The organism is Paenibacillus chungangensis, assembly GCF_042675905.1.
GTDB lineage: Bacteria > Bacillota > Bacilli > Paenibacillales > Paenibacillaceae > Pristimantibacillus > Pristimantibacillus chungangensis.
In genome coordinates this window covers 91,985-118,796 of record NZ_JBHTJZ010000009.1, presented here as the reverse complement: position 1 = coordinate 118,796, position 26,812 = coordinate 91,985, and the positions used below count along the sequence as shown (strand labels likewise).

Sequence of the window (26,812 nt, the reverse complement as noted above, 5' to 3'; positions counted from 1 at the left end):
ATAGAGCGCTTACCCAATGAAAATTCCCCTTCCTGCTAGCTGGATACCCTAACATCCTGTACAAATATATTAACCTCTTCCACTTGCAAGCCCGCAATCTCACGCATCACATATTCTACCTTGGTCTGAATATTATGAGCGACCTCTGAAATTCTGATGCCGTAACTCACGATAATGTGCAAGTCGATATGAAGTCGTTCGTTCTCCCTTCGAATCACGACGCCCCGCGTCCAATTCTCTCTCCCAAGCAGCTCGGCGATTCCGTCCTTCAACTGCTTGCGCGAAGCCATCCCGACCAGTCCATAACATTCCATAGCGGCCGAACCCGCAATGACGGCAAGGCAATGATCCGTTATAAATACGGAGCCACTCTCTGAATCGATTTGAAGTACCATGGTTAGCACGCTCCTGTCATCTATATTATGGACTATGTACCATTGTACTATAAAAGATATCGTTATTGAAGTCCGCGCAACAAAATCGCCTCACCGAAATGAGTTGAACAGAACTGTAGTTTATGGTAAGATATTCGAGTGTGTTTAATGATATTCTCTCTCTAATACAGAATGAGACAGCACACGCCGCAGGCCATAAGACCAGCGTGAGCTCATGAATTCAGATCGGCACTAGCAATACGTTAAGGAGGTGTAGTCATGTCTCGCAAATGTTATCTGACAGGCAAGTCGCCTAAGAAAGGCAACCATGTATCCCATGCCAACAACAAAACACGCCGCAATTGGGGCGTAAACGTTCAGAAAGTTCGCATTCTCGTCGACGGTAAGCCAAAGCGCGTATACGTGAGCGCTCGCGCTCTGAAATCCGGCAAGGTTAGCCGCGTATAGTGTGGCGCTGCCACCTGACAAAAGCACCTGATATCAGGTGCTTTTTTTAGTTGCTATTGCGATCAGTTTTTTTGAAACGTATTCAGTATCGCCTTCACGAACCCTCCCAAAAACTTAGGCAGCTTAATTGTATAAAATTTCATGTCCCATCCCTCCTCAGACACGCTCATGAAATATTTCCGTAGCCTATCCCGCGCTCATGTAACCATAGTATGCGGAGCCACATTGTCCTATTCCATGCCATGCGCCCTTTCTGAAGGATTACAACATGCCTGTCATCAGCTCCGGATTCTCTTTCATATACTGGTAGATGGCGAAAGCAATTGCAACAAGAAAGTAAAAAATAATAGCGGTAACGATAAAGGCCACCCTAAGCCCGATCGTGTCGTACAAGCGAAAAAAACGTATTCCGATAACAAGCGCAAGCAGAGAAAAAACATAGCGGATTATCGGCGTAATCTGGGCAAACAAGGCGAGCGCGAGGCCCGCCAGAAATGCGTATAAAACAACCCAGAACGCCGTCTTCAACGAACTGTTCAAAAGTGATCCTCCTTAGCGCAGAGATAAAATAGCTTGCTGACGGTCCGCCTCCGTAAACACGGCACTGCCCGCGACGAGCACATCTGCTCCGGTCTCTCTGACCTGACGCGCCGTCTCCCCGTTAATGCCGCCGTCCACTTGCACATGTACGCCGGACAATCCACGCTCCTGCAGCATCGCTTGCAGAGCGCGCAGCTTGTTCAGCGAATACGGGATGAAGGACTGGCCGCCGAAGCCGGGATTGACCGTCATGATCAGGACGAGATCCACGTCATGCAGTATCGGTTCCAGCACGGAGACGGGCGTTGCAGGATTGAGGGCCACGCCTGCCGGCAGGCCCTTGTCCTTTATATAATGAATCGTCCTGTGCAGGTGCGTACACGCTTCATAGTGCACTGTAATCCGATCCGCTCCGGCAGCGATATAATCGTCGAGAGACAACTCAGGCCGCTCGATCATCAGATGGACATCGAATGGGAGCTTCGTCGCGGGACGCACTGCAGAGATGACAGGCGGTCCGAACGTCAGATTGGGAACGAACACTCCGTCCATGACATCGATGTGAATCCAATCCGCTCCGGCGGCCTCGACGGCCGTTATCTCTTCCCCCAGACGGGAGAAGTCCGCAGAAAGAATGGATGGCGCAATAATGGTCATGTTCATTCAGTACCTCCGTTTTTTTTCGTTCAATTCCGCAAGGAACAGCCGGTAATGCTCATAGCGGCTCTGTTCTATCTCGCCGCGCTCCAGCGCGGCTATGATCGCGCAGCCCGGCTCATGGGAATGAGTGCAGCCGCGGAACTTGCAATCGCTCGACAACTCCCGTATTTCCACGAATCCGTAGCCCAGATCTTCAATGCCAAGCTCCTCGAAGTCCAGCTGACTGAAGCCCGGCGTATCCGCTACATATCCTCCGCCGATATCGATCAGCTCGACATGTCGCGTCGTATGCTTGCCCCGTCCCAGCTTGTTGCTGATCGCATTCGTAGCTAGCGACAACCCCGGCACGATAGCATTGAGCAAGGAGGACTTGCCTACCCCGGATTGGCCCGCGAACACGGCGACATGTCCTCTCAGCCGCTCCTGAAGTTGTTGAATACCTTCTCCCTGACTGGAGCTTGTTCCGTAGACGTCATAACCCAGATCGCCGTAGATGCGGTGTACGGAGGAGATCGCTTCCGCGATCTCTTCGGTATCACCACCATCCTGCAAATCCTGCTTGCTCAAGCATAGCACAGCCGGAATGTCGGCATATTCAATATGGAGCAGGAACTTATCCAGCAGTTGTAAGTTGAGCACCGGCTCCGAGACGGAGAAGACAAGAACAGCCAGATCGACATTGGCGACGGGCGGTCTTACCAGCTCGGAAGTACGGGGCAGCAGCTCTTCGACGGTGCCTTCGCCGTTCTCCGTCACGCTGTAGACGACGCGATCGCCTACGAGCGGCGTCAGTCCCCGCTTCTTGAAGATGCCGCGAGCCCGACACTGCAGCGTCTCGCCACAGTTCGCATCATCCGGCTTGACATAGTAGAATCCGCTTAACGCTTTGACGATCAATCCCTGTTGCTTATGGCTGTTCTTGCTCATTCGCTTCTCCTTCTCCTTGTTCTTCGATATCCGGCTGGCTGTCGGTCCCTGATTCATCATCGACGGCTTCCGCTTGCACCGGAGCTTCCGTAGGCTCCTGCGAAGGCGGCGGAGTCTCCTCGCCGGGAATAGAGATACTGGAGTCGTTACCCGACTTCGCATCCTCATACGAGATCGACAGCACTTCCATGAGCTCCTTGTCGCGGTAGATCATAATGCGCGCTGTCGTATCAGGTGCCAGTATGACCGTCACCGGAATCGTAATACGATCCGTAATGTTGTAGGTGCCACCGTCCATATTCTCGCCGGAAGCATCTGAATATTCAATTCTCACTACACTTGCTTTATTGAAATTGGCGGGATAGATCGTAATATTCCGCTGATGAGTGATCGCGTCCTCCGGCGGCCCAGTGCTGACGCTAATCTTGACCTCAGATCCCTTCGGAACCTCATCGTTCGCCTCATTCGTCTCAATTTCAATGACATTGCCCTTCTTGATCACATAGCTCGGCACGTACTGGATATCCTCTTCGTTCAGCACAAGGAAGTGCGACTTCAGAAGCTGCCGCGCCACCTTCAGCTCCACATCGATAATGTCCGGTATCGTCGTCGGCTCCGGCCCCAGACTGACGACGAAGGAGACGATCGCAGTCTCGGGGTCGATCCGTGTGCCTGCAGCGGGTTCCTGTTCCAGTATAGTGCCCGCTTCCTCATCCTCGTTGTACACTTCCTTAATGCGAATCTCCTTCTCGTCGATTCCCATGGCGAACAGCTCATCCAGCACATCCCGCTTGTCCATGCCAACATATTGCCCCATCTCTTCCATCTCCGGGCCATCGCTGACGTACAGCTCAATGAAAGAGCCTTCCTTCACCTTCATATTCTTCTTCGTCTGGTCGTATACCTGATCAAGCGGGATATCCTTCTGGAATTCCCGCGTCACCGGCTCCTTCACCTTCAGGCCGGCCGCTTCAATCTCCTTGCGCGCCTCAGTCAAGCTCAAATCGACGACGTAAGGCACATCCACTTCTTCCGGATTCAGCTTATCCAGCAGAATGAAGAAACCCCAGATTATGAGCGCGAGAAGCAGCAGCGTTGTGCCTACGACGGCAACCGGCTTCTTCCAGCCCTTCTTCTTGCTCGTCACGCCAGTATCCTCCCAGTGAGTGCCGGTGTGGGACACGGTCGCATGCTTGCCCGTCGCGTCGGATGGGTGCGCCGTCGTGGCCGTAGACATAACCGCGTCGCCGCGTATGGCGGGCATGATTTTCGTCTCATCCAGATCGCCGGATGATTGAAATGCAATTTTCGGTTCGTTCAGACGTCCCGGCGCCAAGCAGTTCTCCAGATCTTGCTGCATCTGCTTCGCCGATTCATAACGCTCGGACGGGTTTTTGCGCATCGCCTTCAGAATAACGTTCTCCACGCTTTGAGGTATATGCGGATTGACAGCGCGCGGCTCGTCGAACGTCTCCTGCAGATGCTTCAGCGCGACGCTGATGGGACTCTCGCCCAAGAACGGCAGCTTGCCGGTCAGCATCTGGTAGAGCACGATGCCCAGCGAATATAGATCTGACTTCTCACCGGCGTTAATGCCCTTGGCATGCTCCGGCGAGAAGTAGTGCACAGAGCCCACAACTGACCCTGTATGCGTAATTGTAGAGGCGGTCACCGCGCGCGCGATTCCGAAGTCCGTCACTTTCACGCGGCCGTTGTTGCCGATCAGAATATTATGAGGCTTGATGTCGCGATGGATGATGTGATTATAATGCGCATGATCCAATGCGTCGCATATTTGCTGGGCGATGCGCACAGCTTCATCTGCTTGCAGAGGAGCGCGATCAGTGATAATTTCATTAAGATTGTGGCCTTCCACATATTCCATAACGATATAATGCGTGTCGTCCTCTTGGCCGACATCATATATGCTGACTACGTTAGGATGAGACAATGATGCTGCGGATTGCGCCTCACGGTTGAAGCGGCGAATGAATTCATCGTCATTGACGAACTGCTGACGCAGCACCTTCACCGCTACATGGCGGTTCAGCAGCGCATCGTGCGCCTTGTAGACCAAGGCCATGCCGCCTCCGCCTATTCGAGACAGTATCTCGTACCGTCCGCCCAGGTTATGTCCTATCATAGCTCATTCTCCTCCCGTTCCCCTGCGTCAAGCCGCAAGAGCACGACAGTGACATTGTCGTCTCCTCCCGCCTCCAGCGCAAGCTGGATCAGTTGTTCCGCACCGGCTTCCAGGTCCCAGCCGGAGGCTGTCATCGTCTCCAGCATCCGCCCTTCATTCACCAGATTGCTAAGACCGTCGCTGCAGAGCAGCAATACATCGTCCGGTGCCCATGGCAAGGAATTGACGTCGATATCGACGCGCGCATCCGTCCCCACCGCTCTTGTGAGTACGTTGCGACGCGGATGATGGGCCGCCTCCTCCGGATTCAGCTGGCCGGACCGAAGCAGCTCGTTGACGAGGGAGTGGTCCTCCGTCAACAGTGAGATGGAGTCCTTCCCCAGTCTATATGCCCGACTGTCGCCGACATGACCGACGACCGCCCTGCCCCTCTGCAGCAGAGCAGCCACAATCGTCGTACCCATATTATGATACTTCTCCTCTTTGCTGGCCATTGCGTGAATGGATTCATTCGCAGCGCTGATTGCCTGACGCATCAGCATCTTCGCTTCTTCCTCGGAGAATGCAGTCTTCTCTGAATATTGCTCCAGCGCGCTGCGGAACGCCTCCACAGCCATTCCGCTCGCCACATCGCCGGCCAGATGACCGCCCATGCCATCGGCCACGATCGCCAGCGCGATGCTGCTGCCCAAGCGACCGATCCATGCATGATCTTCATTCACATGACGAACTCGCCCGACATGTGTTCGATAAGCTGTTAACATCACGTCCTCACCTCGCCGTGGACTCCATATGCTTCGCCCTTAATTGGCCGCAAGCGGCCGCAATGTCATGACCTTGCTCCCTGCGAATCGTCACGTTAATCCCCTTGTTCTCCAAAATGCGCGCGAATTCAAAAATATCGTTGCGCGGCGTTCGCACATAGTTGCGTTCGGGCACATGATTGACAGGAATCAGGTTCACATGGCACAACAGATCCTTCAACACTTCTGCGAGCTCTTCGGCATGCTCGGGGCGGTCGTTCACCCCGCCGATCAAAGCGTACTCGAACGTAATTCTTCTTCCTGTCTTCGCCAGATAATACCGGCACGCTTCCATAACGTCCTCGAACGGGAAGCGCCGATTGACCGGCATCAGCTTGGAGCGCAGCTTGTCGTTCGGCGCATGGATCGACAACGCCAGATTAATCTGCGTATTCTCATCAGCGAATTTGTACATGCTCGGCACGATGCCGCTTGTAGATACCGTAATATGACGCTGGCCGATATGAAGTCCCTTCTCGTGAATCATGATGCGCAGGAAAGCCAACGTCGCATCGTAGTTCTCGAACGGCTCGCCGGATCCCATAATAACGATGCTGGACACGCGTTCTTCCGTCGCGTCGAGCATCTGCTGGGCCGTCACCACCTGTGCTACAATCTCGCCCGCCGTCAGATTCCGCTTCAGTCCGCCCAGCGTCGATGCGCAGAACGTGCAGCCGATTCGGCATCCGACCTGCGTCGTCACACATATGCTGTTGCCGTAGCTGTGACGCATAATGACCGTCTCGATCGCATGGGCGTCGTGCAGGCCGAACAGGAACTTGACCGTTCCGTCCTTGGACTCCAGCTTCGTAATCTCCTCCAGCGTGACGAACTGGAAGCTGTCCTCCAGCTTCTGCCTCAGCTCCTTGGACAGATTCGTCATCTGGTCGAAGTCCTTCACTCGCTTCACGTAGATCCATTGGAACAACTGTTCCGCGCGGAAGGCCGGCTCGCCGTTGTCCTTCATCCATTCTTTCAACTGCTCGTACGTATAGTCATAAATAAACGGTTTCATCTCATCACACCTATATTTCAAAGTAGCATTGTCGATTTATTTTACCACAAACGTCCATCAGGAGCGAACAAGCCTTACGAGCGCCTGATTAAGCGGGCGATATAGAACCCGTCGCTGTCGAAGTGCTGCGGCAGCAGCTGGAGCTGACCGTCGAACTGCGCGTCGATAATCCCCTTCTCCTCCAGCCTGCGCAGCAGCAGCTGCGGCCAGCCGGCATCCAGCGCGTATTCCGGATGCTCCTTCAGGAAAGCTGCGATCTGACGCTCATTCTCTTCCTTCTCCACCGTGCATGTGCTGTACAGGAGTACGCCGCCGGGACGCACGAGCCCGCTTGCGGCGTGAAGCAGTCTGCGTTGCAGCGCAGCGATGGAGGCGATGTCCGACTCCTCCTTCGTCCACCGTATCTCCGGCTTGCGGCGAATGACGCCGAAGCCGGAGCACGGGGCATCCAGCAGCACTGCATCCATGGAACCTGCCGGGAATCGTTCCGCCAACGCTCCCGCGTCGCCAGTGATCGCTTCCACATTGCCAAGCCGGAGCCGCTCCGCTCCTTGCTGAATCAGCTTCCGTTTATGCTCGTGCAGATCGTTGGCCCATACTTTGCCCGTTCCGTTCATCAGCTCCGCGATATGAAGCGCCTTGCCGCCCGGAGCGGCGCAGCAGTCCAGCACCGTCATGCCTTCTTTCGGAGCCAGCACTTCTGCGACGAGCATCGAGCTCTCGTCCTGTATGGACCACTTGCCTGCCCGGTAGCCGTCGGAATCCGCCAGATTGCCGCCCTTCCTGACGATAATGCCAGACGAGGCAATCGGGGAAGCCTCTGCGTCAAGCCCCTCCTGCTGTAGCTCCTGCAGCAGATCCGATGGATGTTGCAGCATGACGTTCGTCCGAATGCTGCCATGCGGCGGCTCATTGCCCGCAGCGCATATCGCTTCCGCCGTCTCCATGCCGTAGGCGTCCGTCCAGCGCCGCACCAGCCATTCCGGATAGGAATGCCGGACGGCAACAGTTGCAATCGGTTCACCCGCATCGATGCAGGCTTCCGTCAAGTCGCTCAGACGGCGAACCATATTGCGCAGGACGCCGTTCACCATGCCCGCGATGCCGCGATGGCTGCGCCGCTTCGCGATATCGACCGCTTCGTTGACCGCAGCATGGGAGGGCACCCGCTCCAGATAGAGCAACTGATAGGCACTCATACGAAGCAATTGCAGCACCCAAGGCTCTATGCCGTGCAACCCCTTCGCCCGGAAGCCCGCGATCCAGTAATCCAGCGTCTTCTTACGGGCGATCGTGCCGTACACCAACTCCGTCGCCAGCGCGGCATCCGTGCGCGACAGCTCCGCCTCTTGCAGCATCCGGTTCAACTGAATGTTGCTATACGCGCCGCTCTGCTCCACTTTAACCAGCGCATCAAGCGCCAGCTCCCTGGGCGAGCGCGCCGCTTGCCGCCGCTTCATTGCGGGCTCCCGGAGCGGAAGCTCGCGCCAGGCTCCAGACGAGCCCCTTTCAGCCAGTCGGCGGCTTGCATCGCCTTCTTGCCCGCCGGCTGGATCTCTGTCAGCAGCAGCGTTCCGTCCCCTGTCTGCACCGCTATGCCGTTCTTGTCCGCAGCGATAATCGTGCCCGGAGCATAATCGCCGGATGCTCGTTCCTCGTCCGGACATGAGCACGCCCGAACCTTGAACACTTCGTCATTCAAATAAGTGAATGCGCCTGCCATCGGGGAGAGTCCTCTCACTTGATTGCGAATGGCATGGGCGGAGCGTCCCCAATCTATTCTTTCGTCCTCGCGCGTCAGATTGGGGGCGTAGGTGGCCTCTTCCTCGACCTGCGGAATGCCCTTCGCCTCTCCGGAGATAATTGCCGGCAGCGTATCCTTGAGCAGCTCCGCTCCTGCAAGACTCAGCTTCTGGAATAGAGTGCCTGAAGTGTCGTCATCCTCAATCGGCACTTCCACTTTGCTGATCATGTCGCCGGTATCGAGTCCCTCTGCCATATACATAATGGTGACACCCGTAACAGCTTCCCCTTCCATAATAGAGCGCTGAATTGGGGCACCGCCGCGGTACTTCGGCAGCAGGGAGCCGTGTACGTTAATACAGCCGTATCGCGGGATATCCAGCACCGCTTTCGGCAAGATCTGCCCGTATGCTGCCGTTACGATCAAGTCCGGCTTCAGCTCAGCGATGGCTTCTACCGATTCCGGCCGTCTCATCCGCTCGGGCTGCAGGACAGGTAACCCATACGACAACGCCGCTTCCTTGAGAGGCGGCGGCGTAAGCACTTTTTTCCGGCCTTGCGGACGATCCGGCTGCGTCACGACCGCAGCGATCTCATAGCCTTGTTCCATCAACATAGCAAGAGAAGGGACGGCGAATGTCGGCGTCCCCATGAATACAATACGCATCCTTCTATTCGTCTCCCCTTTCCGGCCTGTCTGTTACTTCATAGACGCTATCCGCAATTTCGGTGAACAATATGCCGTTCAGGTGATCGATCTCATGCTGGAACGCGCGTGCGAAATAGCCTTTCGCTTCAATCGTAAAGCGTTCGCCGGCAGCGTCTTGACCTTCCACTACGATCCGCTCCGCTCTTCTCACGTCCCCGTTGATGCCGGGAATGCTCAGACATCCCTCAGGACCGATCTGCTCGCCCTCCCGCTCCAGAATGACGGGATTGACCATCTCCACCAGCCCACTCTCATCACCCACATCTACCACGATGACGCGCTTGAGAATGCCGATTTGCGGCGCGGCTAGCCCAACGCCGTTCGCATCGTACATCGTTTCCGCCATATCCTTCAGCAGCTTCTGCAGATTGGCGTTGAACTTAGTCACTTCCTTGGCCACTTCGTGAAGAACCGGGTCCGGTTCCTTGACAATCAATCGAATGCTCATGCTTGTTCCCATCCTTTTATACATAATTACAGTTATATAATCACTTGCGGGTCCACGTCGACGCTGAACTGAACGCCCCGGTGCGCGGTTTCCTTCAGCAGCGATTGCAGAACCCGCTGCACCATGCCGGATACGTCGACACTCCCCCGATATTTTATCACACATTGGAAGCGGTAGCGATCTTTCATTCTCGCGATCGAGGAAGCGACCGGCCCCAGCACCTCCACCGCTCTCGGCCGGCCGCTCGATAGCGGGACGAGCACCCCTTCATGCTGCGCCAGCTCCCTTATCTCCGCCGCGAACCTGTCGCTGGCGGCGATTACCGCCGGCAGTTGCTCGTGCGACATCAGCACGAGCGCCAAGCGGCAATACGGCGGGTAGGCCATCACACTTCGATGCCGGAGCTCCTCCCGGACGAATCCGGCATAATCATGCTGCTGCGACTTTGCAATGGCATAATGCTCAGGGCTGTACGTCTGAATGATAACCTCCCCTTCAAGGTGATGCCGCCCGGCCCGACCCGCTACTTGCGTGAGCAGCTGGAAGGTGCGCTCGGCGGCACGGAAGTCCGGCAAGTTGAGCGACGTATCTGCAGCAATGACCCCTACGAGGGTGACGTAGGGGAAATCCAGTCCCTTGGCAACCATCTGCGTTCCGAGCAGCACATCCGCCTTGCGCTCACCGAATTGCGACAGCAGCCGTTCATGGGCATGCTTGCCGGATGTTGTGTCCACATCCATTCGAATAACTCGAATACCGGGGAACAGCTTCGCCAGCTCTTCCTCCACCTTCTGCGTGCCGGTGCCGAAGTAGCGGATATGCTCACTCTCGCAGGAAGGACATTGCCCCGGCGCAGCTTCCGCGTGACCGCAATAATGACATCGCACAAGCCTCGTCTTCTGGTGATAGGTAAGCGAGATGTCGCAATGCGGACAAGCCGCCGTATAACCGCATGAGCGGCACATGACGAACGTAGAGTAGCCGCGCCGGTTCAGCAGCAATACCGACTGCTCCCCGCGCTCCAGACGACGCAGCAGCTCCCCATGCAGCTTGCGGCTGAACATAGAGCGGTTGCCGTCACGCAGCTCCGAGCGCATATCGACCACTTCCACCTCCGGAAGAGGCCTTCCGCTAACACGGCTCGGCATGGGCAGCAGCGGAGATGGCGCTCCAGGCGGCATATCCCGGCTGGCTGCGGCGAACGATTCCAGCGACGGCGTCGCGGAACCCAGCACGACCGCCGCCCCATGCTGCTTGGCGCGGCGCACAGCGACATCCCTGGCATGGTACTTCGGACTTTCCTCTTGCTTGTACGAGGATTCGTGCTCCTCGTCGATAATAATTAGTCCGATATGCCGGAAGGGTGCGAATATGGCGGAACGGGCACCGATCGCGACAACGGCGCGCCCGCTCCGTATTTTCCGCCACTCGTCATAACGCTCCCCATCCGAAAGCCTGCTGTGCAGCACAGCTACAGCCGTCCCGAATCTCCCTTTGAATCGCTCCACCATCTGCGGGGTAAGCGAAATTTCCGGCACAAGCACGATCGCTTGTTTCCCTTGTTCCAGACAGTATTGAATCGATTGTAGATACACTTCCGTCTTGCCGCTGCCGGTCACGCCATGCAGCAGCATTGTGAAGTGATGCTCGGAGCGAATGACATCGGCAATACGGCTGTATACAGCTTCTTGCTCCTTCGTCAAGGCGAGCGGCACAGTGCGTTCATAAGAACGGTCTCCGTACGGATCACGCTCTTTCTCCACCTCTCGAATCGACAGAAGCTCTTTCTTCTCCAGCGCGCGAATCGTGGATACCGCCACGCTCAGCTCCTTGGCCAGCTGCGCCATGGCAACGGGATAGGGATGCTCCAGCAAGTGTTCCAGCACGGTTATCTGCTTAGCGGCGCTACGCGGCATCGCCTGTTTGGCGGCGGCCATAGCCACCGTATCCTCCAGAGGGAACACCGTAAGCACCGTGCGGACCGCCAGCCGGTCCTTGATTGACGAACGAACAGCCAGCATGCCGCTGCGCAGCCCTTCCTTAACCGAACCGGCATGCTCAGGGAAGCTTCGCAGCAGTCTCTCCAGCTTGATCCAGCCGCCGTTCTCCCTGATCTCCTCCTTCAGCGCCTCCGGCAGAAGAACCGTCTCCACATCTTCCTCGATGCCGATATAGCGCTCTTCCTTCCCCTTCAAGGCAGCGGGGATCATCACACCAAGCGCTTGGGTGCGGGAGCAGCAATATTTGGCGCAGAGCCACTCTGACAGCTCCACCATATCCGGCAGCAGAGGGGGGACGGGATCAAGCAGCTCCGCTACAGCCTTCAGCTTCGAGCTGTCCACAGTCGCCGTCTCCGACAGCCCGACCACGAATCCCTGCAGCACCCTTCCGCCGAAGGGGACGCCGACACGACTGCCGACTTCAATCCAATCCTCGATCGCTTCCGGCACCTTATAATCAAAAGGCCGATCCGTCTGGCGGCTCGGCACATCGACAATTACTTTGGCAATCATTCCGGCTCCCCTCCACGGGAAGCGACGGCGGCAAGCTCCATCAGACGTGCCGCGGCACTGCGCTTGGACATTAGCGGCAACGCTTCGATCAGCCCGTCCGGACCATATACGGACAAGATATTCGTATCTCCGTCGAAGCCGGCGCCTTCCGCACTGACATCGTTAGCCACAATCCAATCGCAGTTTTTGCGTCTCAGCTTGTCCATGGCGTAGCGCTCCACCTGATCCGTCTCAGCGGCGAATCCGATCAGGAACTGATGCTCCTTCCGCTCGCCCAGCGTCTCCAAAATATCCGTCGTTCGCTCCAGTTCCAGCAGCAGCCGATCGCCCTTCTTCTTAATCTTCTGATCCGCCACGACGACTGGTCGGTAATCAGCAACCGCAGCCGCTTTCACCACAATGTCGCAGTTCGAATACAAGGCTGTCGCCTGTTCCAGCATCTGCTCCGCGGACTCCACCTGGATGACACGCACGCCTGCCGGCGCAGCAACGGAGGTTCTTCCCTTGATGACTGTCACTTCAGCTCCCATCATCCTGGCCGCCTCCGCAATGGCGAAGCCCATCTTGCCGGAGGAGTCGTTCGTTAGATAACGGACGGGATCAAGCCTTTCCATCGTGCCTCCGGCCGTGACGAGAACTCGCTTACCCGCCAGCAGTTCCTTCCTGCTGAACCACCGCGACGCAGCCTCCATAATATCCTCCGGCTCCGCCAGCCGTCCCTTCGCTACATAGCCGCATGCCAGCTGACCTGTGCCGGGCTCGATGAACATGACTCCGCGTTCCGCCAGCCGCTTCATATTGTCGACAACCGCGGGATGCTCGTACATATGCACATTCATCGCCGGAGCGATCAATACCGGGCAGGAAGCCGCCAGCAACGTCGTACTGAGCATATCGTCCGCGAAGCCGCCTGCGAGCTTCGCAATCGTGTTGGCCGTGGCCGGCGCGATGATGATCAGATCGGCATGATCAGCCAGATGGATATGAGAGACGACAGAAGGATCTTGCTCGTCGAACGTATCCATATGTACCCGGTTGCGCGAGAGCGTCTGCAATGTTAGCGGAGTAATGAACTTGGCAGCGGATTCCGTCATCATAACGTCCACATGGGCTCCCGCCTGGACCATCTTGCTGGTCAACGCCGCCGCCTTATATGCGGCGATGCCGCCTGTTACTCCCAGCAATATTCTCTTTCCATGCAATGCTTGCAACTTGCCGCCAACTCCTGTCCTGTATAATATCTTGCCTAATGCCTGCCTGTCTGTAACTCGCGCTCATGATGATGTCAATCCGTGCATGCAGACAACGATGCTGCGCCCAGGAGGGGCGCAGCATCCATTACCATCCCCGCTCTTCCCGGAGATTGCGAATATGTGCGACATGATGCTTGCCGTGCCATGCGACGAAGCTGAGGAAGGCGGACAGCTTGATCTGGATGCCCTGCTCAGGATGATAGAACTGCCGCTCGAAGTCGACTCTGCTCATGGATCGCAACAGAATTGCCCACCTTGGATGAACGCCATCTACGATCGCCAAGCTATGCTCGACAGGCGCGGTGACACTGTCCCTCAGCCCGGCCCAGCCGTCTTCATGGAACGGCTTGATGGTAGGATTGGATTCCGTCAACGTCCACTTGAAGCGCGAGTAACAGTGCATGGAAGCATCTGCCATATGATGAATGGTCTGCCTCACCGTCCAGCCTCCATGGCGATATGGAGTATTCAGCTGTTCATCGTTCAGGTCGACTGCCGCCTCCCTAATAAGATGCGGGAACTGTTCCACCTCTGCAATCCACTGCTCCTGCTGAGCAGCCGTCATGCCTTCGAATAAAAATCTGCCGATCGGATAACGCTTCTGTTCCATCCCTATCCCTCCCATTCGTATCGTCCAAGGCTGACGTCGCTTGTAGTGCACTACTTGTACTTATACATTCCGTCCGTGGACATCAGAAAATTCTCTTTTATTTTACCATAACCGCTGAGAAAAAATAGAGCGTATCCATGCAAATAAGCGGAGCATGCACTGTTGCCAGCCACGCTCCGCTTCACCTTAAGTTGGTGTTATTCTTCCTTGGAGTCTCGCGATTCCAATTGAATGAAGTCGCCGTAAATCTCTTCGAGCGCCACGCCTACGAATTTGTGGGATCGCGTCTCCGCCAGATCGGATTTGTTGCCGTCGCGAAGCATCCGCGCCCTTCTGGAAGCGGCTACGACGAGTGTATACTTACTATCTACCTTTTTCACCATTTCATCTATTGAAGGATATAACATTGAACATTCTCCTCACTCAGGCTTTCTCAATCGCATCCTTCATCCCTGTTACATAAGGGACGAATCTCTCTCTGCGGCAATGCTCGGCGATGACGATGCTCCGTATCCGGTCGCAAGCGGCATCGATCTCATCGTTCATAACCGCATAATCATAATGCTGAAGAAGGCTCATCTCCTCCACAGCCACGTTCATACGCGTATTGATCGTCTCCATCGTCTCTGTGCCTCTGCCCGTAATCCGCTGCTTCAACTCCTCCAGGGAAGGCGGGAGCAGGAAGACGAATATCGCCTCCGGGAATTTCTCCTTCACCTTCAACGCACCCTGCACTTCGATCTCCAGAATGACGTCCTTGCCGCTCGCCAGCGTCTCCTTCACGAAGTCGCGGGGAGTCCCGTAGTAGTTGCCGACATATTCCGCATATTCCAGAAGAGCGTCATGAGCGATCATCTCCTGAAATTGTGCTCTAGTCTTAAAAAAATAATTGATGCCATCAACCTCACCTTGTCTCGGCTGCCTGGTTGTGGCCGACACGGAATACACAAGCTCCGGCATCCGCTCGCGAAGCGCCGTGCACACCGTACCCTTTCCTACTCCGGCCGGACCGGACAAAACGATTAACAATCCCATTTGTTCCCTGCTCCCTGTACCGTACTATTCGTCGTTATCGTCATCCTTCGTGGATAGACGATGCGCAACCGTCTCCGGTTGTACCGCTGATAAAATAACATGATCGCTGTCTGTAATAATGACCGCACGCGTACGGCGTCCATAGGTTGCGTCAATGAGCATATGCCTGTCGCGAGCTTCCTGAATAATGCGTTTGATTGGAGCCGATTCCGGACTAACGATAGATATAATGCGATTGGCGGAAACAATATTGCCAAATCCAATATTAATAAGCTTAATTGCCAAGCCAGATCCCCCTCACCTACGGTCTATCTCTGCGCATTATCGCACTATTGTTGACAAAAAAAGGAAAGAGCATACATTTCTCTACGCCCTTCAGCCTACGCCTTATTCTAATTGATTTTAAAGCTCTGAACAAGCAAAAACAAGAAGAAAAGATGAATTCATGCCGCAAGCTCATTATTTTTTCGTTTTTTCCCATACATATGACGTTAATTGTACAGCCATATCATAGTGCATGAAAGGTGTAATCAAGTAGATGCCGTTGAAATGCGGAATGGCGCTGTCCAGCAGCTCTCGGGCGATCCGCACGCCCTCTGCGCGGCCAGCTTCTCCTTCCAGCCCCGACATTCGCTGGCGCACTTCATCCGACAGCTGAATGCCCGGCACCTCATTGTGCAAGTATTCCGCATTGCGTCCGTTCGCAAGCGGCATAATGCCGATAAATAGAGGAACATTCAGATGCTTGGTTGACTCTGCAATCCGTTCCATAAGCGCCGCGTCGTATACCGGTTGCGTCATAATGTAGTCGGCGCCGGACGCAATCTTCCGCTCCAGTCGCTGCACCGCCTTGTCCAGATGCTTCACATTGGGATTGAATGCGGCTCCGACGACGAAATTCGCCTTCTGCTTGAGCGGCTTGCCGCTGAATGCCGTTCCATCATTCAATTGCTTGATCATTCGGATCATCTCGAACGAGGTCAAGTCGTACACCGAGCTGGAATCCGGCAAGTCGCCGAACCGGGCGGGATCTCCAGTCACTGCCAGCACATGGTCGATGCCTAGCGCGTCAAGCCCCATCATGTGCGACTGCGTGCCGATCAGGTTGCGGTCTCGGCAAGCGATATGGATCAACGGGCGAATGCCAACGCGCTCGCGCAGCAATGCTGCAAGCGCCAAATTGCTCATTCGCGTGACCGCAAGCGAATTGTCCGCCATCGTCACCGCATCGGCCCCCACAGTCTTGAGCGCCTCCGCACCGGTCATGAACTTGCTGATATCCAGATCGCGGGGCGGATCGAGCTCGACAATTACCGTATGACGCTGCTTCACCAGATCGACGATCGTCGGCGCAGCCTCGTCTTGTTGAACGATTGCTTCTGCCGTTGAAGGTTCGGCCTTCGCAGGCGGCTCCAATACGATCGCTTCCCGTCGTCCCGCGTTCTCCCCGAGCTGAGGCACATAATTCGCCAGAGCCGCTGCCATCGCCGCCACGTGCTGCGGCGTCGTGCCGCAGCAGCCGCCGATAATGCGGGCGCCGCGATCGGCGAAGCGCATGGCGGATTCCGCGAAGTATTCTGGACCCGCAGAGTACACGTACTTGCCGTCCACATAATCCGGTATGCCGGCATTGGGATACACGGACATTGGCAGAGAGGTGAGTCCACTCACGGAATCCATCGCGCGCATAATGCCGCTTGGGCCGCTTCGACAGTTGAAGCCTACCACATCCGCACCCGCCTCCTGCAGCTGCAGGAATGCGTCGACAAGCGCAACGCCGTCGTGCGTACGCCCTACATCCTCCGCCGCGAATTGACAGATGACAGGGACGTCCGTCAGTTCACGTGCGACGCGAAGTGCGATGACCATCTCTGTCAGATCATAGAACGTCTCCAGCAGCAAGCCGTCAGCTCCCGCGTGCAGCAGCGCATGCATTTGTCTCCTGTACGCTTCTGTTACGGCAGTCGTTCTCACATTTTTCAGCTTGCCGGCGCGAATGGAGCCGACCGCTCCCACCACATATGCGTCGTTCCCGACCGCCTCGCGCGCCAATGCGACGCCTGCCCGGTTAATGGCCTCCATCTCACCTTCCAGTCCATACTTGGATAGCTTCTCCAGGTTGGCGGAGAATGTATTGGTCTCGATCACTCTGGCGCCCGCCTCATAGTACTGGCGATGCACATTCCCGATCACGTCTGGCCGGGTAACGTTGAATTCCTCATATGAAATACCGACTGGGAAGCCCATTCCGTATAGATAAGTTCCCATCGCTCCGTCTCCGACCAAAATACGATTTTGCAGAGCTTGTCTGAATTGTAAACTTGCTTTGTACTCTCCGCCCATCTCTATACCCCTTTCATCGAACCGCGGAATACTTCCTCTGCAGGTCCCGTCATATAGACGTGATTGTCGCTTTCGCTCCATTCAATCAGCAGATCGCCGCCCTTCAGAGAGATGGTGGCGATTCGGTCCGTCTCTCCCTTCAGTACGGAAGCGACTAGTGTTGCGCACGCGCCTGTGCCGCATGCCAGCGTAGGTCCCGCTCCGCGTTCCCATACTCGCATATCGATTTGGCTGCGGCTGTTGACCGTTATGAATTCTACGTTCACCTTACGCGGGAACAACGGATGGCTCTCTAATCTCGGCCCCCACGTCTCCAGATCGAACGATACGGCATCCTCTACCGCAATAACACAGTGTGGGTTGCCCATCGACAGAGCGGTGAAGGCAAAGGTGCGGCCGTCTACTTCAATGGGCTGTTGCACCACTTGCTTCGCATCAATCGTAGTCGGGATGGCTAGTCCACTCAAGATCGGCGGTCCCATATCGACGCGAACCTTGTCCACTTTTCTCTCGTATATCGTCAATTGCACCTTCTGCACACCGGCTCCCATCGTCTCGATCGTAATATCCTCTTGAGCGATCAAGCCGTTATCATATACGTATTTGGCGACGCACCGGATAGCGTTCCCGCATTGCTCCGCTTCCGTGCCGTCCGAATTAATAATACGCATGCCAAAATCTGCCTTCTCAGAAGGCAGAATGTAGACCATTCCGTCGGCACCGATGCCGAAATAACGATTGCATAAGGAAAGCGCCAGCTCCGATGCGTTGTCCGGAAGCTTGCGCTCTCCTGCCACCACAATAAAATCATTGCCTAGTCCGTGCATTTTTGTAAATTCCATCCTGGTCCTCTCCCCTTGTAAAGCCCCAATCCTCAACTTGTCATGTCTATATAGCATACCGCAAGAGAGAGAGAAACGCTATTCCTATTTCACACGATTATTTGCATTATTCCGTCACTTGGAGACGGTTTGAGGACCGATTGGCCACTTCGTTTTCCTGTTCTTGCCACTTGGTTTACCAAGAACGCTGCCTATTCCCATCAGGAATGTTGGTATTCCAGCAGCCACGAACACGAGACACCACTCTCGGAAGCCGATTGGCACGGTCTTGAATATCGGCTGCATCGCTTCTACATAGATCACGCCCAGCATAAGCAGCAGCGACGAGAGAACGGCCAGTACCAAATACTTGTTCTGCAGCGGGTTGCGATGGAAGATCGAGCGGGAGCTGCGGCAGTCGAACACATGAATGAGCTGGGCCATGACGAGTGTGGTAAAAGCGACCGTCTGCGCCCGCGTCAAGCTTTCAGCGTCTCCAGCGCCTTCCTTCAGCGTAATCCAGAATGCTCCAAGCGTGCATATGCCGATTAGAATGCCTCGGCTAACAATTTTCCAGCCCAACCGCCTTGCAAATATATTCTCCTTCGCCGGTCTCGGCTGCTGCTGCATCAGATCCTTCTCCGACTGATCGACGCCAAGCGCCATGGCAGGGAGGCCGTCGGTCACCAGATTGACCCACAGAATCTGTATCGGCACAAGCGGCAGGGGCAGCCCCGCCATCATCGCCAAGAACATGACGAGTATCTCGCCCACATTGGACGCCAGCAAGTAGCGAATGAACTTGCGAATGTTCTCATAGATGCCTCTTCCCTCTTCAATCGCAGCGACGATCGTAGAGAAGTTATCGTCGCTCAGCACGAGAGCAGATGCCTCCTTGGACACATCCGTTCCGGTTATGCCCATCGCGATGCCGATATCCGACGCTTTAATCGCCGGAGCGTCGTTCACGCCGTCTCCAGTCATAGCGACTACGTGCCCTCTCCGCTGCAGCGCCTTTACAATACGCAGCTTATGCTGAGGAGATACCCGGGAGTATACATAGATATCGTCTGCCTCGCGTTCCAGCTGTTCATCGCTCATCTGCTCCAGCTGTTGGCCGCTGATTGAACGTCCGCCTCGTGGAATGATCCCCAGATTGGCGGCGATGGCTTCTGCCGTCAACCCGTGGTCGCCGGTAATCATCACCGTCTTGATGCCGGCGCGGCGGCACTTGACGATCGCGTCCTTCACTTCACGGCGCGGAGGATCGATCATACCCGCCAGTCCGACGAACACAAGCGCCCTCTCTGCCTCCTGCTCGGATTCGCAGGAGTCTGCGCTTCGCAAGTCGCGATAAGCGAAGCCCAGCACACGCAGCGCCGAATGCGCCATACTCTCCGCAGCTTCCCTGCACTTTCGCTTCATGGAGGCGGTGAAGGGAAGCACCTTGCCATCCCACAACACATAGGAACAATGCTCTAACAGAATGTCAGGCGCGCCCTTCGTACAGAGCAGCCTGCCGCCCTGATGGGACACAACGACCGACATCCGCTTCCGCTCGGAATCGAACGGGAACTCCTTCACACGGGAATACAGCATTTCCAGCGACTTGGCCGATGAGCCCAGCTTGGCCGCCAGTACGGCCAGTGCTCCTTCCGTAGGATCGCCCTTGAGCGACCATTCCTCCGGAACAGTCTCCCCCCGCTTGCGTCGCTTCGCCCCTTCGGCCTCGTTCCTCACTAATTGGGCGTTGTTGCACAACGCACTAATTTGCAGCAGCCGCTTCAACGGCAGATCATGCTTGCTGTCGACCGGACGTCCATTCTCGGTAATGTCGCCTTCTGGCGCATAGCCCTCTCCGCTTACTTTCAACGCTCTGCCGCTAAGCCAGATATCGGTAACGGTCATCTTGTTCTGCGTCAGCGTGCCCGTCTTATCCGAACAGATGACGGATGCGCAACCCAACGTCTCGACGGAGGGCAGCTTGCGCACGATAGCCTTGCGCTTAATCATGCGCTGCACCCCAAGCGCCAGCGCGATCGTCACGATCGCGGGCAGTCCTTCCGGTATGGCAGCCACGGCTAAGCTTACACCGGCCAGGAACATGCCGTATGTAGGCTGGCCATGAAGAATTCCCGCGACCACCACCATAATTGTCAAGCCGATCGCGACCAATATGAGCAATTTGCCGAGCTGCTCCAGACGATGCTGCAGCGGCGTCTCCATCGCTTCCGTCTCCTGGATCAGTCCCGCGATCTTCCCCATCTCCGTCCGCATTCCCGTGCGAACGACGACGCCTTTGGCTGTGCCGCGAGTAACCATCGTTCCCATGAAGGCCAGATTGCGCTGATCGCCGAGAGGCAGCTCCTCCTCCTGAATCGTCCCTGCATGCTTGCCGACGGGTACGGACTCGCCGGTGAGCGCAGACTCCTCCGTGTACAGGCTGCTGGCCTCCATGAGCCGAATATCGGCAGGCACGCGGTCTCCGCTCTCCAGCACGACCATGTCGCCAGCGACCAATTCCTTCGCCGCCACAGTTAGCAGTTGGCCGCCGCGCATCACTTTCGCCGACGGTGCGGACAAGGCTTTCAGCGCTCTTAGTGAACGTTCCGCCCGGAATTCCTGAATGAATCCAAGTACAGCATTGATAACGATGATTGCGACGATCGTAATGGCATCCAAATATTCGCCAAGCAGCCCCGATATGAGCGTGGCGCCCATCAGGATGAGCACCATGAAATCCTTGAACTGATTCAGAAACAGGACGATCGGAGACAAGCGAGCGCCTTCGGTCAATTCATTATAGCCCTGCGTCTCCAGCCGCTTCTCGGCCTCGGTTGCATGCAGTCCTCCATCCGGAGAACAATCCAGCGCCTCCTGCAGCTCGCTTAGTCCCATCTGGTGCCATTTCTTTTGTTCCATACTGACTCCCTCCCGTAATATACCCATCCAGACTTCGGACAGCCCCGATACTTCACTCTATTCGGACAGCCTATAAAATATCCCGGAAGCACTTAAGTTTTTGTCCCGATTATGGCATGATAGAATCATACTGCTGGAAGAGAGGTACTTATATCATATGGCACTAGACGGCATCGTCACCGGCGCCATCGTCCGCGATTTGCAGCGGGCGGTCGGCGCGCGCATTCATAAGATACACCAGCCCGCAGAACACGATCTCGTTCTCGGCATCAGGGGAGCAGGCATGAACGGCAGACTGCTCCTGTCCGCCAACCCGACCTATCCGCGTGTTCACTGGACGACGGGGAGCTACGTCAATCCGCTTGAACCGCCCATGTTCTGCATGCTGCTCCGCAAGCATTGCGAAGGCGGGGTCATCGAATCCATCCGGCAGATCGAACGCGAGCGGATCATCCATATCGAGGTCAAGCATCGCGATGAGCTGGGAGATCAGACGAACAAGGTCATTATTGTAGAAATTATGGGGCGTCACAGCAACGTCATATTGTCAGACCCCGCCACCGGTCTGATTCACGACGGCATCCATCATGTCACGCCGGCGATCAGCAGCCACAGAATAGTGCTTCCGGGCAGCGCCTATACACCTCCGCCGGAGCAGGACAAGATCGACCCGCTGTCCGTCGGCAGCGAGGAAGCGTTCGTCAAGCTGATCGCTTCACGCATCTCCGCTGAAGAGGCTCCCGTCCTGGCGTCCCGCGCTATCGTCCACACTTTCAGCGGCATCAGCCCGCTGCTCGCGAAGGAGCTCGCATACCGGTCCAGCGGCGGCGGAATAGAGCAGCCATACCTGCAGCCAGAGGGATTGACCGCTGAAGCTGGGTATGAAGGGGCGATGATTGGAACGGATTCGCTATGGTCCAGCTTCCGTCAAGTAATGAAGGAAGCGGAGCAAGGGAGCTATGAGCCTGTCATCGTAACGGATGCGGCCAGCGGCAAAGCCAGCTTCTCGATTACGCCGCTCACACATATCCAAGGAGCGCGCGCCAATTACGATACGATAAGCGAATGTCTGGAAGCCTTCTACGGCGACAAGGCCGAGCGCGATGCGGTTAAGCAGCGGGCGGCCGACCTGATTCGGTTCGTCGGCAACGAGAAAGTGAAGAACGTGTCCAAGATTAAGAAATTGCAAGAAACGCTGCACGAAGCACGCGACGCAGAGAAATACCGGATCATGGGCGAGCTGTTGACGGCGTACATGCATCAGATGAAACGGGGAGACGAGTCGGTTACGCTTCTGAACTTCTATGAGGAGGATCAGCCGGAGCTGACGATACGTCTGGACGCGAGACTAACGCCGTCGGAGAATGCGCAGAGCTATTTCCGCCGCTATACGAAGCATCGCAACAGCCTAAGCATCGTCGCGGAGCAGATGGAACTGGCAGAGGATGAGATTCGCTACTTCGATACGCTGCTGCAGCAGTTGGATAGCGCATCTCTGGCGGATATTGAAGAAATACGTGATGAGCTGGTGGAGCAAGGCTATATGAGGGAGCGCAGCCGCAAGGGACCACGCAAGAAGAAGCCGCAGAAGCCTTCCGTCCTGGTCTATACCTCTTCGGAAGGTATTCCGATCTATGTCGGCAAGAACAATAAGCAGAACGAATACGTGACCAACCGGCTGGGCGCTTCTTCCGATACGTGGCTGCACACGAAGGATATTCCAGGCTCGCATGTTCTGATCAAGAGCGCGCAATACGGCGACGCTACACTGGAGGAAGCCGCCATGCTGGCAGCGCATTACAGCCAGGCCCGCGCTTCCAGCATGGTTCCGGTCGACTATACCCTCATTCGCCATGTGCGCAAGCCAAGCGGCGCGAAGCCCGGATTTGTCATCTACGACAACCAGAAGACGCTGTTTATCACCCCTGACGAGCAACGGCTGAAGGCGCTCCTGTCCGAGGTGAAGTAAGGGAACCAATCAAGGATAAAACCTCTGCTCCTATCAGGGTAGCAGAGGTTTTATCCTTCGTTACTTATCCCTTCACAGCACCGGCTATGCCTTCTACAAAGTATCGCTGGAAAAGGATAAATACAATAATGATTGGAATAAAGGAAATCGTAATGCCTGCTGCCATGCCGGATAAATCACTGCTGTAATCCTTTACGAACGTGTAGAGGCCAACGCCCAATGTCCGTAAATCCGGCCGATGCACCGTGAAGATAAGGGGAATAAAAAAACTGTTCCAGGTATGAATCAGTTGCAAGATAACCGTTGTTGCCATTACGGGCTTGGCTAGCGGAAGCATAACGAACATAAAGGTGCGGAAAAAGCCGGCCCCGTCAATGCGCGACGACTCTTCCAAATCCTTCGGAATACCTGCGAAATAAGCCATGAACAGCAGAATATACAGCACATGCGTGCCTCCTGATTCCGCCAAAACCAGTCCCCATATGGACTTCCCGAGACCAAGCGCGTTAATGAGTTGCCAGATCGGGATAATCGTATAACCTGAAGGGATAAACATCGTAGCAGAGATTAAACTGACGAATACGATTTTTCCCGGGAATGAATACCTACCGAGCACATAACCGGTTAAGATGCATAGCACCAATATGATAACGACAACTAACGCTGTGAAAATGACTGTATTCACAAAATACTTTTGAAAATCAGCGATGTACCATGCCTTTGAAAAGTTGGAAAATTGAAATACACCCTTCAGCTGCCCCCAATTGCCAGGCAAAAAGAAGCTCCATTCAAGTTTGTCCGGCCATGGTTTGATACTCCCGGAATACATCTCCTTCGTTGTTTTGACCGATGAAGTAATCGCCCAAATGACGGGATAGACCCAAATGAGGGATACGACTAAAAATAAGGCGTGTAAAACGTTGCTTTTTAAAGATTTTAATCGATTATCCATATTATCCCCCTTATGCATGCGATTTCCGAACGCCGAATTTCTTCACGAGCAAACCTAGCATAATGGAGAGGAACATTGTGGCAAAGCCATAGAAAATGCCCGCAGCCGACGCGAAGCCCATGCGTGGAAGAGTGCCGCCTTCGAAAGCGTACCGGTAAATATATAATGGAACGACATCGGTCGCAAACATTGGGCCTCCATTCGTGAATGTTTTAACCAAGTCAAACACATTAAGTGACCAAACTGTTTGAAAAAATGTGATGATAACCAAAAAAGGAATAAGAAGCGGAACCGTAATATAACGAAATTCTTGCCACTTGTTGGCGCCGTCAATTTTGGCTGCCTCGAATAAATCTGCCGGCAGCGTTTGAAGACCTGCGAGCCAATAGATAACCTTAATACCGAACCCCTTCCATACGCCTACAAGTATCAAAGTCATCATAGCTAGCGTACTGTCGGTTAGCCATGGCACAGCCGAATCGATCATGCCCATCGATAACAATAGTTTATTGATGAATCCTTCGTTCGCAAACATGACATTCATCACGATGCCTATAATAGCCATCGTCAAAACGACCGGCACAAAAAACAAGGTGCGAAACAATACCTTCATGCGAAGCATTTTACTGTTTAAGATGAGTGCAAGCACAAGTGAGCACGGAACGACAATAATCACTACGAAGAAAGTGTAAATGAACGAGTTTTTAAACGCATTCCAAAAATAGGGATCCTTCACCACCTCTAAATAATTGGCAATACCGTTAAACCTTGACGGCCAGCCGATACCGTCCCAATTGAAAAACGAAAAGTAATACGAGGCCAGTATAGGCCACAAAGTAAAAACGAGATACATGATCGTTTGTGGCAGCAAAAAAAGATATATCCAAAGAAGCAATACCTTCTGCTGTTTTGTACGAGACTTTTTCGGTTCTAACAGCTTTGACTTAGCCGGACGATTTATGTTCATCGCGCATCCCTTTCCTTGCACATGACCTCCGCCCCTCTCGCTCAGAAGTCATGTGCAACATCAGTTTTGAACTAGTTGTTGATGAAATCTGATTTTCCGTCAAATGCAGGGAATGCGAAGTCTTTCATTTCAACGGCAATACCTTGATCTTTCGCTTCTTGAATAGCTTGATCCAAACGTTCATTCATTGCTTTGGTGTAGGCGGCAAGCTCCGGACCCGGATCTGTGTTTTGCAATAACGCTTTTTGCAGTGTTTCCCACCATTGCGGATTTGGCTTCGCAATTGCTGCTTCCAATTTACGCACCTCAGTTACGCCATCTCTGCTTTCCGGGACAGGTCTTTCAACAACTGTCGCCATGAATGCATCCGCCATTTGCTTTAATTCAGGTTTCGGGAAATTCGACGCATCCTCATACAAATCCATCATAGGCGCCAATAAGTAATCTTGCTGCATTTGCCGAGTGTAGTATTCCTTGGATGTCAGCCATTCAATCAGTTTTGCAGCCGCTTCAGGGTGTTTGGTGGATGTGGAAATGTAAGCGTTATGATCAGCGCTGCTTCCAAGTTGCGTGAAATTCATGCCTGCTTCCGGAGCGGGCAGTTGAGCAACTCCAAAATCCTGCACTTGACCAAGCTCCAGCTCAAGAACACGAACAATCCAATGTTGATTCAGCATAAAAGCGGCTTGTTTATTGGCAAAAATTCCTTGCGCGTCAATCAAACCTAAAGTAAAGGAATTGGCATGAAGCAACCCTTCACTGTTCATCTTAGCGACAAATTCAAACGGCTTTGTAATGGCAGGCGAATCGAAAGCATAACGCCCCTCTTTCAAATCAAAACCTCGATCGCTGTGAAGCGTGGGATGGTAAGGCGTGCCCATTACGGCCATGTCCTCATACCCTACACTGTCCTTTAATGGAATAACCATTCCGGCCAATCCCGTTTTCTCTTTGATCTGCTTGGACATTTCATACAGCTCATCCCATGTTGTCGGCGGCTTCTCGGGGTCCAAACCGGCGTCTTTCATTATATCCTTGTTGTATACGAGCACCCGTCCTTTCTTAGCTACAATACGCGGAAAGGAGTATATCTTTCCTTCATGCATATTGGTTCCTTGCAGGAAAGTGCCTTCCGGGAAGCGGTCAACGAAATCAGCGCTTACCAAGCCATCAAGCGGCTGCACCCAATTGTTCTGCAGCAGCTCCGAGAAGGTGAAGATGGTAGGCATGAATACGTCCGGCAAATCGCCTGTTGCGGCCAGCGCCTGGAAAGTATCGACCCAATGTTGTCCATTGGCAGCTGTTACCTCCACTTTAATGTCCGGGTTTTCCTTCATAAAGGCCTGAACTTCTTCATAACCAAAATTGCCTTTATTAAACTGGCCGTGTGCCGAAAATAAATTGAGCGTTACTTGTTCCGTTGAATCACCCGAAGCGCCCTTATCCTTTTCAGTGTTCGCCCCTTTCCCGTCACTCCTCTCATTCTCGCTAGAACAACCTGCCAACACCAATTGAACGACAAACAATACAACCAGCATTAACTTCAATAAGCCTTTTCCTTTCATGCATGCCCCTCCATTTCATGATCATATCTACA

Annotated in this window: 25 protein-coding genes; 2 read left to right on the top strand and 23 right to left on the bottom strand. The window is 54.6% G+C overall.

The window, feature by feature from the left end; all coding sequences use genetic code 11:
- Window positions 1–35: 35 nt before the first annotated feature.
- Window positions 36–395, bottom strand: coding sequence for an Asp23/Gls24 family envelope stress response protein (locus tag ACFQ2I_RS08320; protein ID WP_377563503.1), 360 nt, complete (start codon window positions 393–395; stop codon window positions 36–38).
- Window positions 396–653: 258 nt separating this feature from the next.
- Here ACFQ2I_RS08320 and rpmB point away from each other — a divergent pair, with 258 nt between their 5' ends.
- A complete protein-coding gene (gene rpmB / locus ACFQ2I_RS08315; protein ID WP_377563502.1) occupies window positions 654–842 on the top strand; it encodes a 50S ribosomal protein L28 in 189 nt (62 codons plus the stop codon).
- A 62-nt stretch (window positions 843–904) separates the two neighbouring features.
- On the opposite strand, the gene spoVM is transcribed toward rpmB, so the two are convergent.
- The 19 genes from spoVM to ACFQ2I_RS08220 form a co-directional block, all read right to left on the bottom strand.
- Window positions 905–985: a stage V sporulation protein SpoVM gene (spoVM, locus tag ACFQ2I_RS08310; protein WP_010345573.1), complete on the bottom strand. Its 81-nt coding sequence runs from the start codon at window positions 983–985 to the stop codon at window positions 905–907.
- A 118-nt stretch (window positions 986–1,103) separates the two neighbouring features.
- Window positions 1,104–1,382, bottom strand: a complete 279-nt coding sequence (locus ACFQ2I_RS08305) for a hypothetical protein (RefSeq protein WP_377563501.1) — start codon at window positions 1,380–1,382, stop codon at window positions 1,104–1,106.
- A 12-nt stretch (window positions 1,383–1,394) separates the two neighbouring features.
- A complete protein-coding gene (gene rpe / locus ACFQ2I_RS08300) occupies window positions 1,395–2,039 on the bottom strand; it encodes a ribulose-phosphate 3-epimerase (RefSeq protein WP_377563875.1) in 645 nt (214 codons plus the stop codon).
- A 6-nt stretch (window positions 2,040–2,045) separates the two neighbouring features.
- A complete protein-coding gene (rsgA, locus tag ACFQ2I_RS08295) occupies window positions 2,046–2,969 on the bottom strand; it encodes a ribosome small subunit-dependent GTPase A (protein ID WP_377563500.1) in 924 nt (307 codons plus the stop codon).
- Window positions 2,950–5,112, bottom strand: a complete 2,163-nt coding sequence (gene pknB, locus ACFQ2I_RS08290) for a Stk1 family PASTA domain-containing Ser/Thr kinase (RefSeq protein WP_377563499.1) — start codon at window positions 5,110–5,112, stop codon at window positions 2,950–2,952. Before pknB ends, rsgA begins: the two co-directional genes overlap by 20 nt.
- Window positions 5,109–5,876: a Stp1/IreP family PP2C-type Ser/Thr phosphatase gene (locus ACFQ2I_RS08285; RefSeq protein ID WP_377563497.1), complete on the bottom strand. Its 768-nt coding sequence runs from the start codon at window positions 5,874–5,876 to the stop codon at window positions 5,109–5,111. Before ACFQ2I_RS08285 ends, pknB begins: the two co-directional genes overlap by 4 nt.
- A 7-nt stretch (window positions 5,877–5,883) precedes the next feature.
- Window positions 5,884–6,930: a 23S rRNA (adenine(2503)-C(2))-methyltransferase RlmN gene (gene rlmN / locus ACFQ2I_RS08280; protein WP_377563496.1), complete on the bottom strand. Its 1,047-nt coding sequence runs from the start codon at window positions 6,928–6,930 to the stop codon at window positions 5,884–5,886.
- 74 nt (window positions 6,931–7,004) lie between these two features.
- On the bottom strand, window positions 7,005–8,390 hold the full coding sequence (gene rsmB, locus ACFQ2I_RS08275) for a 16S rRNA (cytosine(967)-C(5))-methyltransferase RsmB (protein WP_377563494.1): 1,386 nt from the start codon (window positions 8,388–8,390) through the stop codon (window positions 7,005–7,007).
- A complete protein-coding gene (gene fmt, locus ACFQ2I_RS08270) occupies window positions 8,387–9,340 on the bottom strand; it encodes a methionyl-tRNA formyltransferase (protein WP_377563492.1) in 954 nt (317 codons plus the stop codon). Before fmt ends, rsmB begins: the two co-directional genes overlap by 4 nt.
- A 4-nt stretch (window positions 9,341–9,344) precedes the next feature.
- Complete coding sequence (gene def / locus ACFQ2I_RS08265) at window positions 9,345–9,830, bottom strand: peptide deformylase (RefSeq protein ID WP_377563491.1); 486 nt, start codon at window positions 9,828–9,830, stop codon at window positions 9,345–9,347.
- 32 nt (window positions 9,831–9,862) lie between these two features.
- Entirely contained in the window at window positions 9,863–12,343 is a 2,481-nt protein-coding gene (gene priA / locus ACFQ2I_RS08260; RefSeq protein ID WP_377563489.1) for a primosomal protein N', read from the bottom strand.
- Window positions 12,340–13,545, bottom strand: a complete 1,206-nt coding sequence (gene coaBC / locus ACFQ2I_RS08255; RefSeq protein WP_377563874.1) for a bifunctional phosphopantothenoylcysteine decarboxylase/phosphopantothenate--cysteine ligase CoaBC — start codon at window positions 13,543–13,545, stop codon at window positions 12,340–12,342. Before coaBC ends, priA begins: the two co-directional genes overlap by 4 nt.
- Window positions 13,546–13,681: 136 nt before the next feature.
- Entirely contained in the window at window positions 13,682–14,206 is a 525-nt protein-coding gene (locus ACFQ2I_RS08250; RefSeq protein ID WP_377563488.1) for a YfiT family bacillithiol transferase, read from the bottom strand.
- Between the two features lie 197 nt (window positions 14,207–14,403).
- Window positions 14,404–14,613, bottom strand: coding sequence for a DNA-directed RNA polymerase subunit omega (gene rpoZ, locus ACFQ2I_RS08245; RefSeq protein ID WP_377563487.1), 210 nt, complete (start codon window positions 14,611–14,613; stop codon window positions 14,404–14,406).
- A 16-nt stretch (window positions 14,614–14,629) separates the two neighbouring features.
- Window positions 14,630–15,241, bottom strand: a complete 612-nt coding sequence (gene gmk, locus ACFQ2I_RS08240) for a guanylate kinase (protein ID WP_377563485.1) — start codon at window positions 15,239–15,241, stop codon at window positions 14,630–14,632.
- Between the two features lie 24 nt (window positions 15,242–15,265).
- Window positions 15,266–15,526, bottom strand: coding sequence for an extracellular matrix/biofilm regulator RemA (gene remA / locus ACFQ2I_RS08235; protein WP_005548256.1), 261 nt, complete (start codon window positions 15,524–15,526; stop codon window positions 15,266–15,268).
- Window positions 15,527–15,700: 174 nt separating this feature from the next.
- Window positions 15,701–17,584: a bifunctional homocysteine S-methyltransferase/methylenetetrahydrofolate reductase gene (locus ACFQ2I_RS08230; protein ID WP_377563483.1), complete on the bottom strand. Its 1,884-nt coding sequence runs from the start codon at window positions 17,582–17,584 to the stop codon at window positions 15,701–15,703.
- A gap of 2 nt (window positions 17,585–17,586) precedes the next feature.
- Entirely contained in the window at window positions 17,587–18,426 is an 840-nt protein-coding gene (gene dapF / locus ACFQ2I_RS08225) for a diaminopimelate epimerase (protein WP_377563482.1), read from the bottom strand.
- A gap of 114 nt (window positions 18,427–18,540) precedes the next feature.
- Window positions 18,541–21,327, bottom strand: a complete 2,787-nt coding sequence (locus tag ACFQ2I_RS08220; protein ID WP_377563481.1) for a calcium-translocating P-type ATPase, SERCA-type — start codon at window positions 21,325–21,327, stop codon at window positions 18,541–18,543.
- A 157-nt stretch (window positions 21,328–21,484) separates the two neighbouring features.
- Between ACFQ2I_RS08220 and ACFQ2I_RS08215 the strand changes: the two genes are divergently transcribed.
- On the top strand, window positions 21,485–23,296 hold the full coding sequence (locus ACFQ2I_RS08215; RefSeq protein WP_377563873.1) for an Rqc2 family fibronectin-binding protein: 1,812 nt from the start codon (window positions 21,485–21,487) through the stop codon (window positions 23,294–23,296).
- 64 nt (window positions 23,297–23,360) lie between these two features.
- On the opposite strand, the gene ACFQ2I_RS08210 is transcribed toward ACFQ2I_RS08215, so the two are convergent.
- The 3 genes from ACFQ2I_RS08210 to ACFQ2I_RS08200 all read right to left on the bottom strand — a co-directional run bounded on the left by ACFQ2I_RS08210 (window position 23,361) and on the right by ACFQ2I_RS08200 (window position 26,780).
- Window positions 23,361–24,248 (bottom strand): carbohydrate ABC transporter permease, encoded by an 888-nt coding sequence (locus ACFQ2I_RS08210; protein ID WP_377563480.1) that lies wholly within the window; start codon window positions 24,246–24,248, stop codon window positions 23,361–23,363.
- Between the two features lie 10 nt (window positions 24,249–24,258).
- Window positions 24,259–25,119, bottom strand: a complete 861-nt coding sequence (locus ACFQ2I_RS08205; RefSeq protein WP_377563479.1) for a carbohydrate ABC transporter permease — start codon at window positions 25,117–25,119, stop codon at window positions 24,259–24,261.
- 167 nt (window positions 25,120–25,286) lie between these two features.
- Complete coding sequence (locus ACFQ2I_RS08200) at window positions 25,287–26,780, bottom strand: ABC transporter substrate-binding protein (RefSeq protein WP_377563478.1); 1,494 nt, start codon at window positions 26,778–26,780, stop codon at window positions 25,287–25,289.
- Window positions 26,781–26,812: the final 32 nt, after the last annotated feature.

Bases quoted from the DNA above. Each gene is read 5' to 3' on its own strand.
- rsgA (WP_377563500.1), bottom strand. From the start codon at position 2,969: ATGAGCAAGAACAGCCATAAGCAACAGGGATTGATCGTCAAAGCGTTA.
- gmk (WP_377563485.1), bottom strand. From the start codon at position 15,241: ATGGGATTGTTAATCGTTTTGTCCGGTCCGGCCGGAGTAGGAAAGGGT.
- ACFQ2I_RS08210 (WP_377563480.1), bottom strand. From the start codon at position 24,248: ATGGATAATCGATTAAAATCTTTAAAAAGCAACGTTTTACACGCCTTA.
- ACFQ2I_RS08230 (WP_377563483.1), bottom strand. From the start codon at position 17,584: ATGGGCGGAGAGTACAAAGCAAGTTTACAATTCAGACAAGCTCTGCAA.
- ACFQ2I_RS08215 (WP_377563873.1), top strand. From the start codon at position 21,485: ATGGCACTAGACGGCATCGTCACCGGCGCCATCGTCCGCGATTTGCAG.
- ACFQ2I_RS08320 (WP_377563503.1), bottom strand. From the start codon at position 395: ATGGTACTTCAAATCGATTCAGAGAGTGGCTCCGTATTTATAACGGAT.
- dapF (WP_377563482.1), bottom strand. From the start codon at position 18,426: ATGGAATTTACAAAAATGCACGGACTAGGCAATGATTTTATTGTGGTG.
- ACFQ2I_RS08250 (WP_377563488.1), bottom strand. From the start codon at position 14,206: ATGGAACAGAAGCGTTATCCGATCGGCAGATTTTTATTCGAAGGCATG.
- fmt (WP_377563492.1), bottom strand. From the start codon at position 9,340: ATGCGTATTGTATTCATGGGGACGCCGACATTCGCCGTCCCTTCTCTT.
- priA (WP_377563489.1), bottom strand. From the start codon at position 12,343: ATGATTGCCAAAGTAATTGTCGATGTGCCGAGCCGCCAGACGGATCGG.
- rlmN (WP_377563496.1), bottom strand. From the start codon at position 6,930: ATGAAACCGTTTATTTATGACTATACGTACGAGCAGTTGAAAGAATGG.
- ACFQ2I_RS08200 (WP_377563478.1), bottom strand. From the start codon at position 26,780: ATGAAAGGAAAAGGCTTATTGAAGTTAATGCTGGTTGTATTGTTTGTC.
- ACFQ2I_RS08285 (WP_377563497.1), bottom strand. From the start codon at position 5,876: ATGTTAACAGCTTATCGAACACATGTCGGGCGAGTTCGTCATGTGAAT.
- rpoZ (WP_377563487.1), bottom strand. From the start codon at position 14,613: ATGTTATATCCTTCAATAGATGAAATGGTGAAAAAGGTAGATAGTAAG.
- rsmB (WP_377563494.1), bottom strand. From the start codon at position 8,390: ATGAAGCGGCGGCAAGCGGCGCGCTCGCCCAGGGAGCTGGCGCTTGAT.
- rpe (WP_377563875.1), bottom strand. From the start codon at position 2,039: ATGACCATTATTGCGCCATCCATTCTTTCTGCGGACTTCTCCCGTCTG.
- def (WP_377563491.1), bottom strand. From the start codon at position 9,830: ATGAGCATTCGATTGATTGTCAAGGAACCGGACCCGGTTCTTCACGAA.
- spoVM (WP_010345573.1), bottom strand. From the start codon at position 985: ATGAAATTTTATACAATTAAGCTGCCTAAGTTTTTGGGAGGGTTCGTG.
- pknB (WP_377563499.1), bottom strand. From the start codon at position 5,112: ATGATAGGACATAACCTGGGCGGACGGTACGAGATACTGTCTCGAATA.
- ACFQ2I_RS08220 (WP_377563481.1), bottom strand. From the start codon at position 21,327: ATGGAACAAAAGAAATGGCACCAGATGGGACTAAGCGAGCTGCAGGAG.
- rpmB (WP_377563502.1), top strand. From the start codon at position 654: ATGTCTCGCAAATGTTATCTGACAGGCAAGTCGCCTAAGAAAGGCAAC.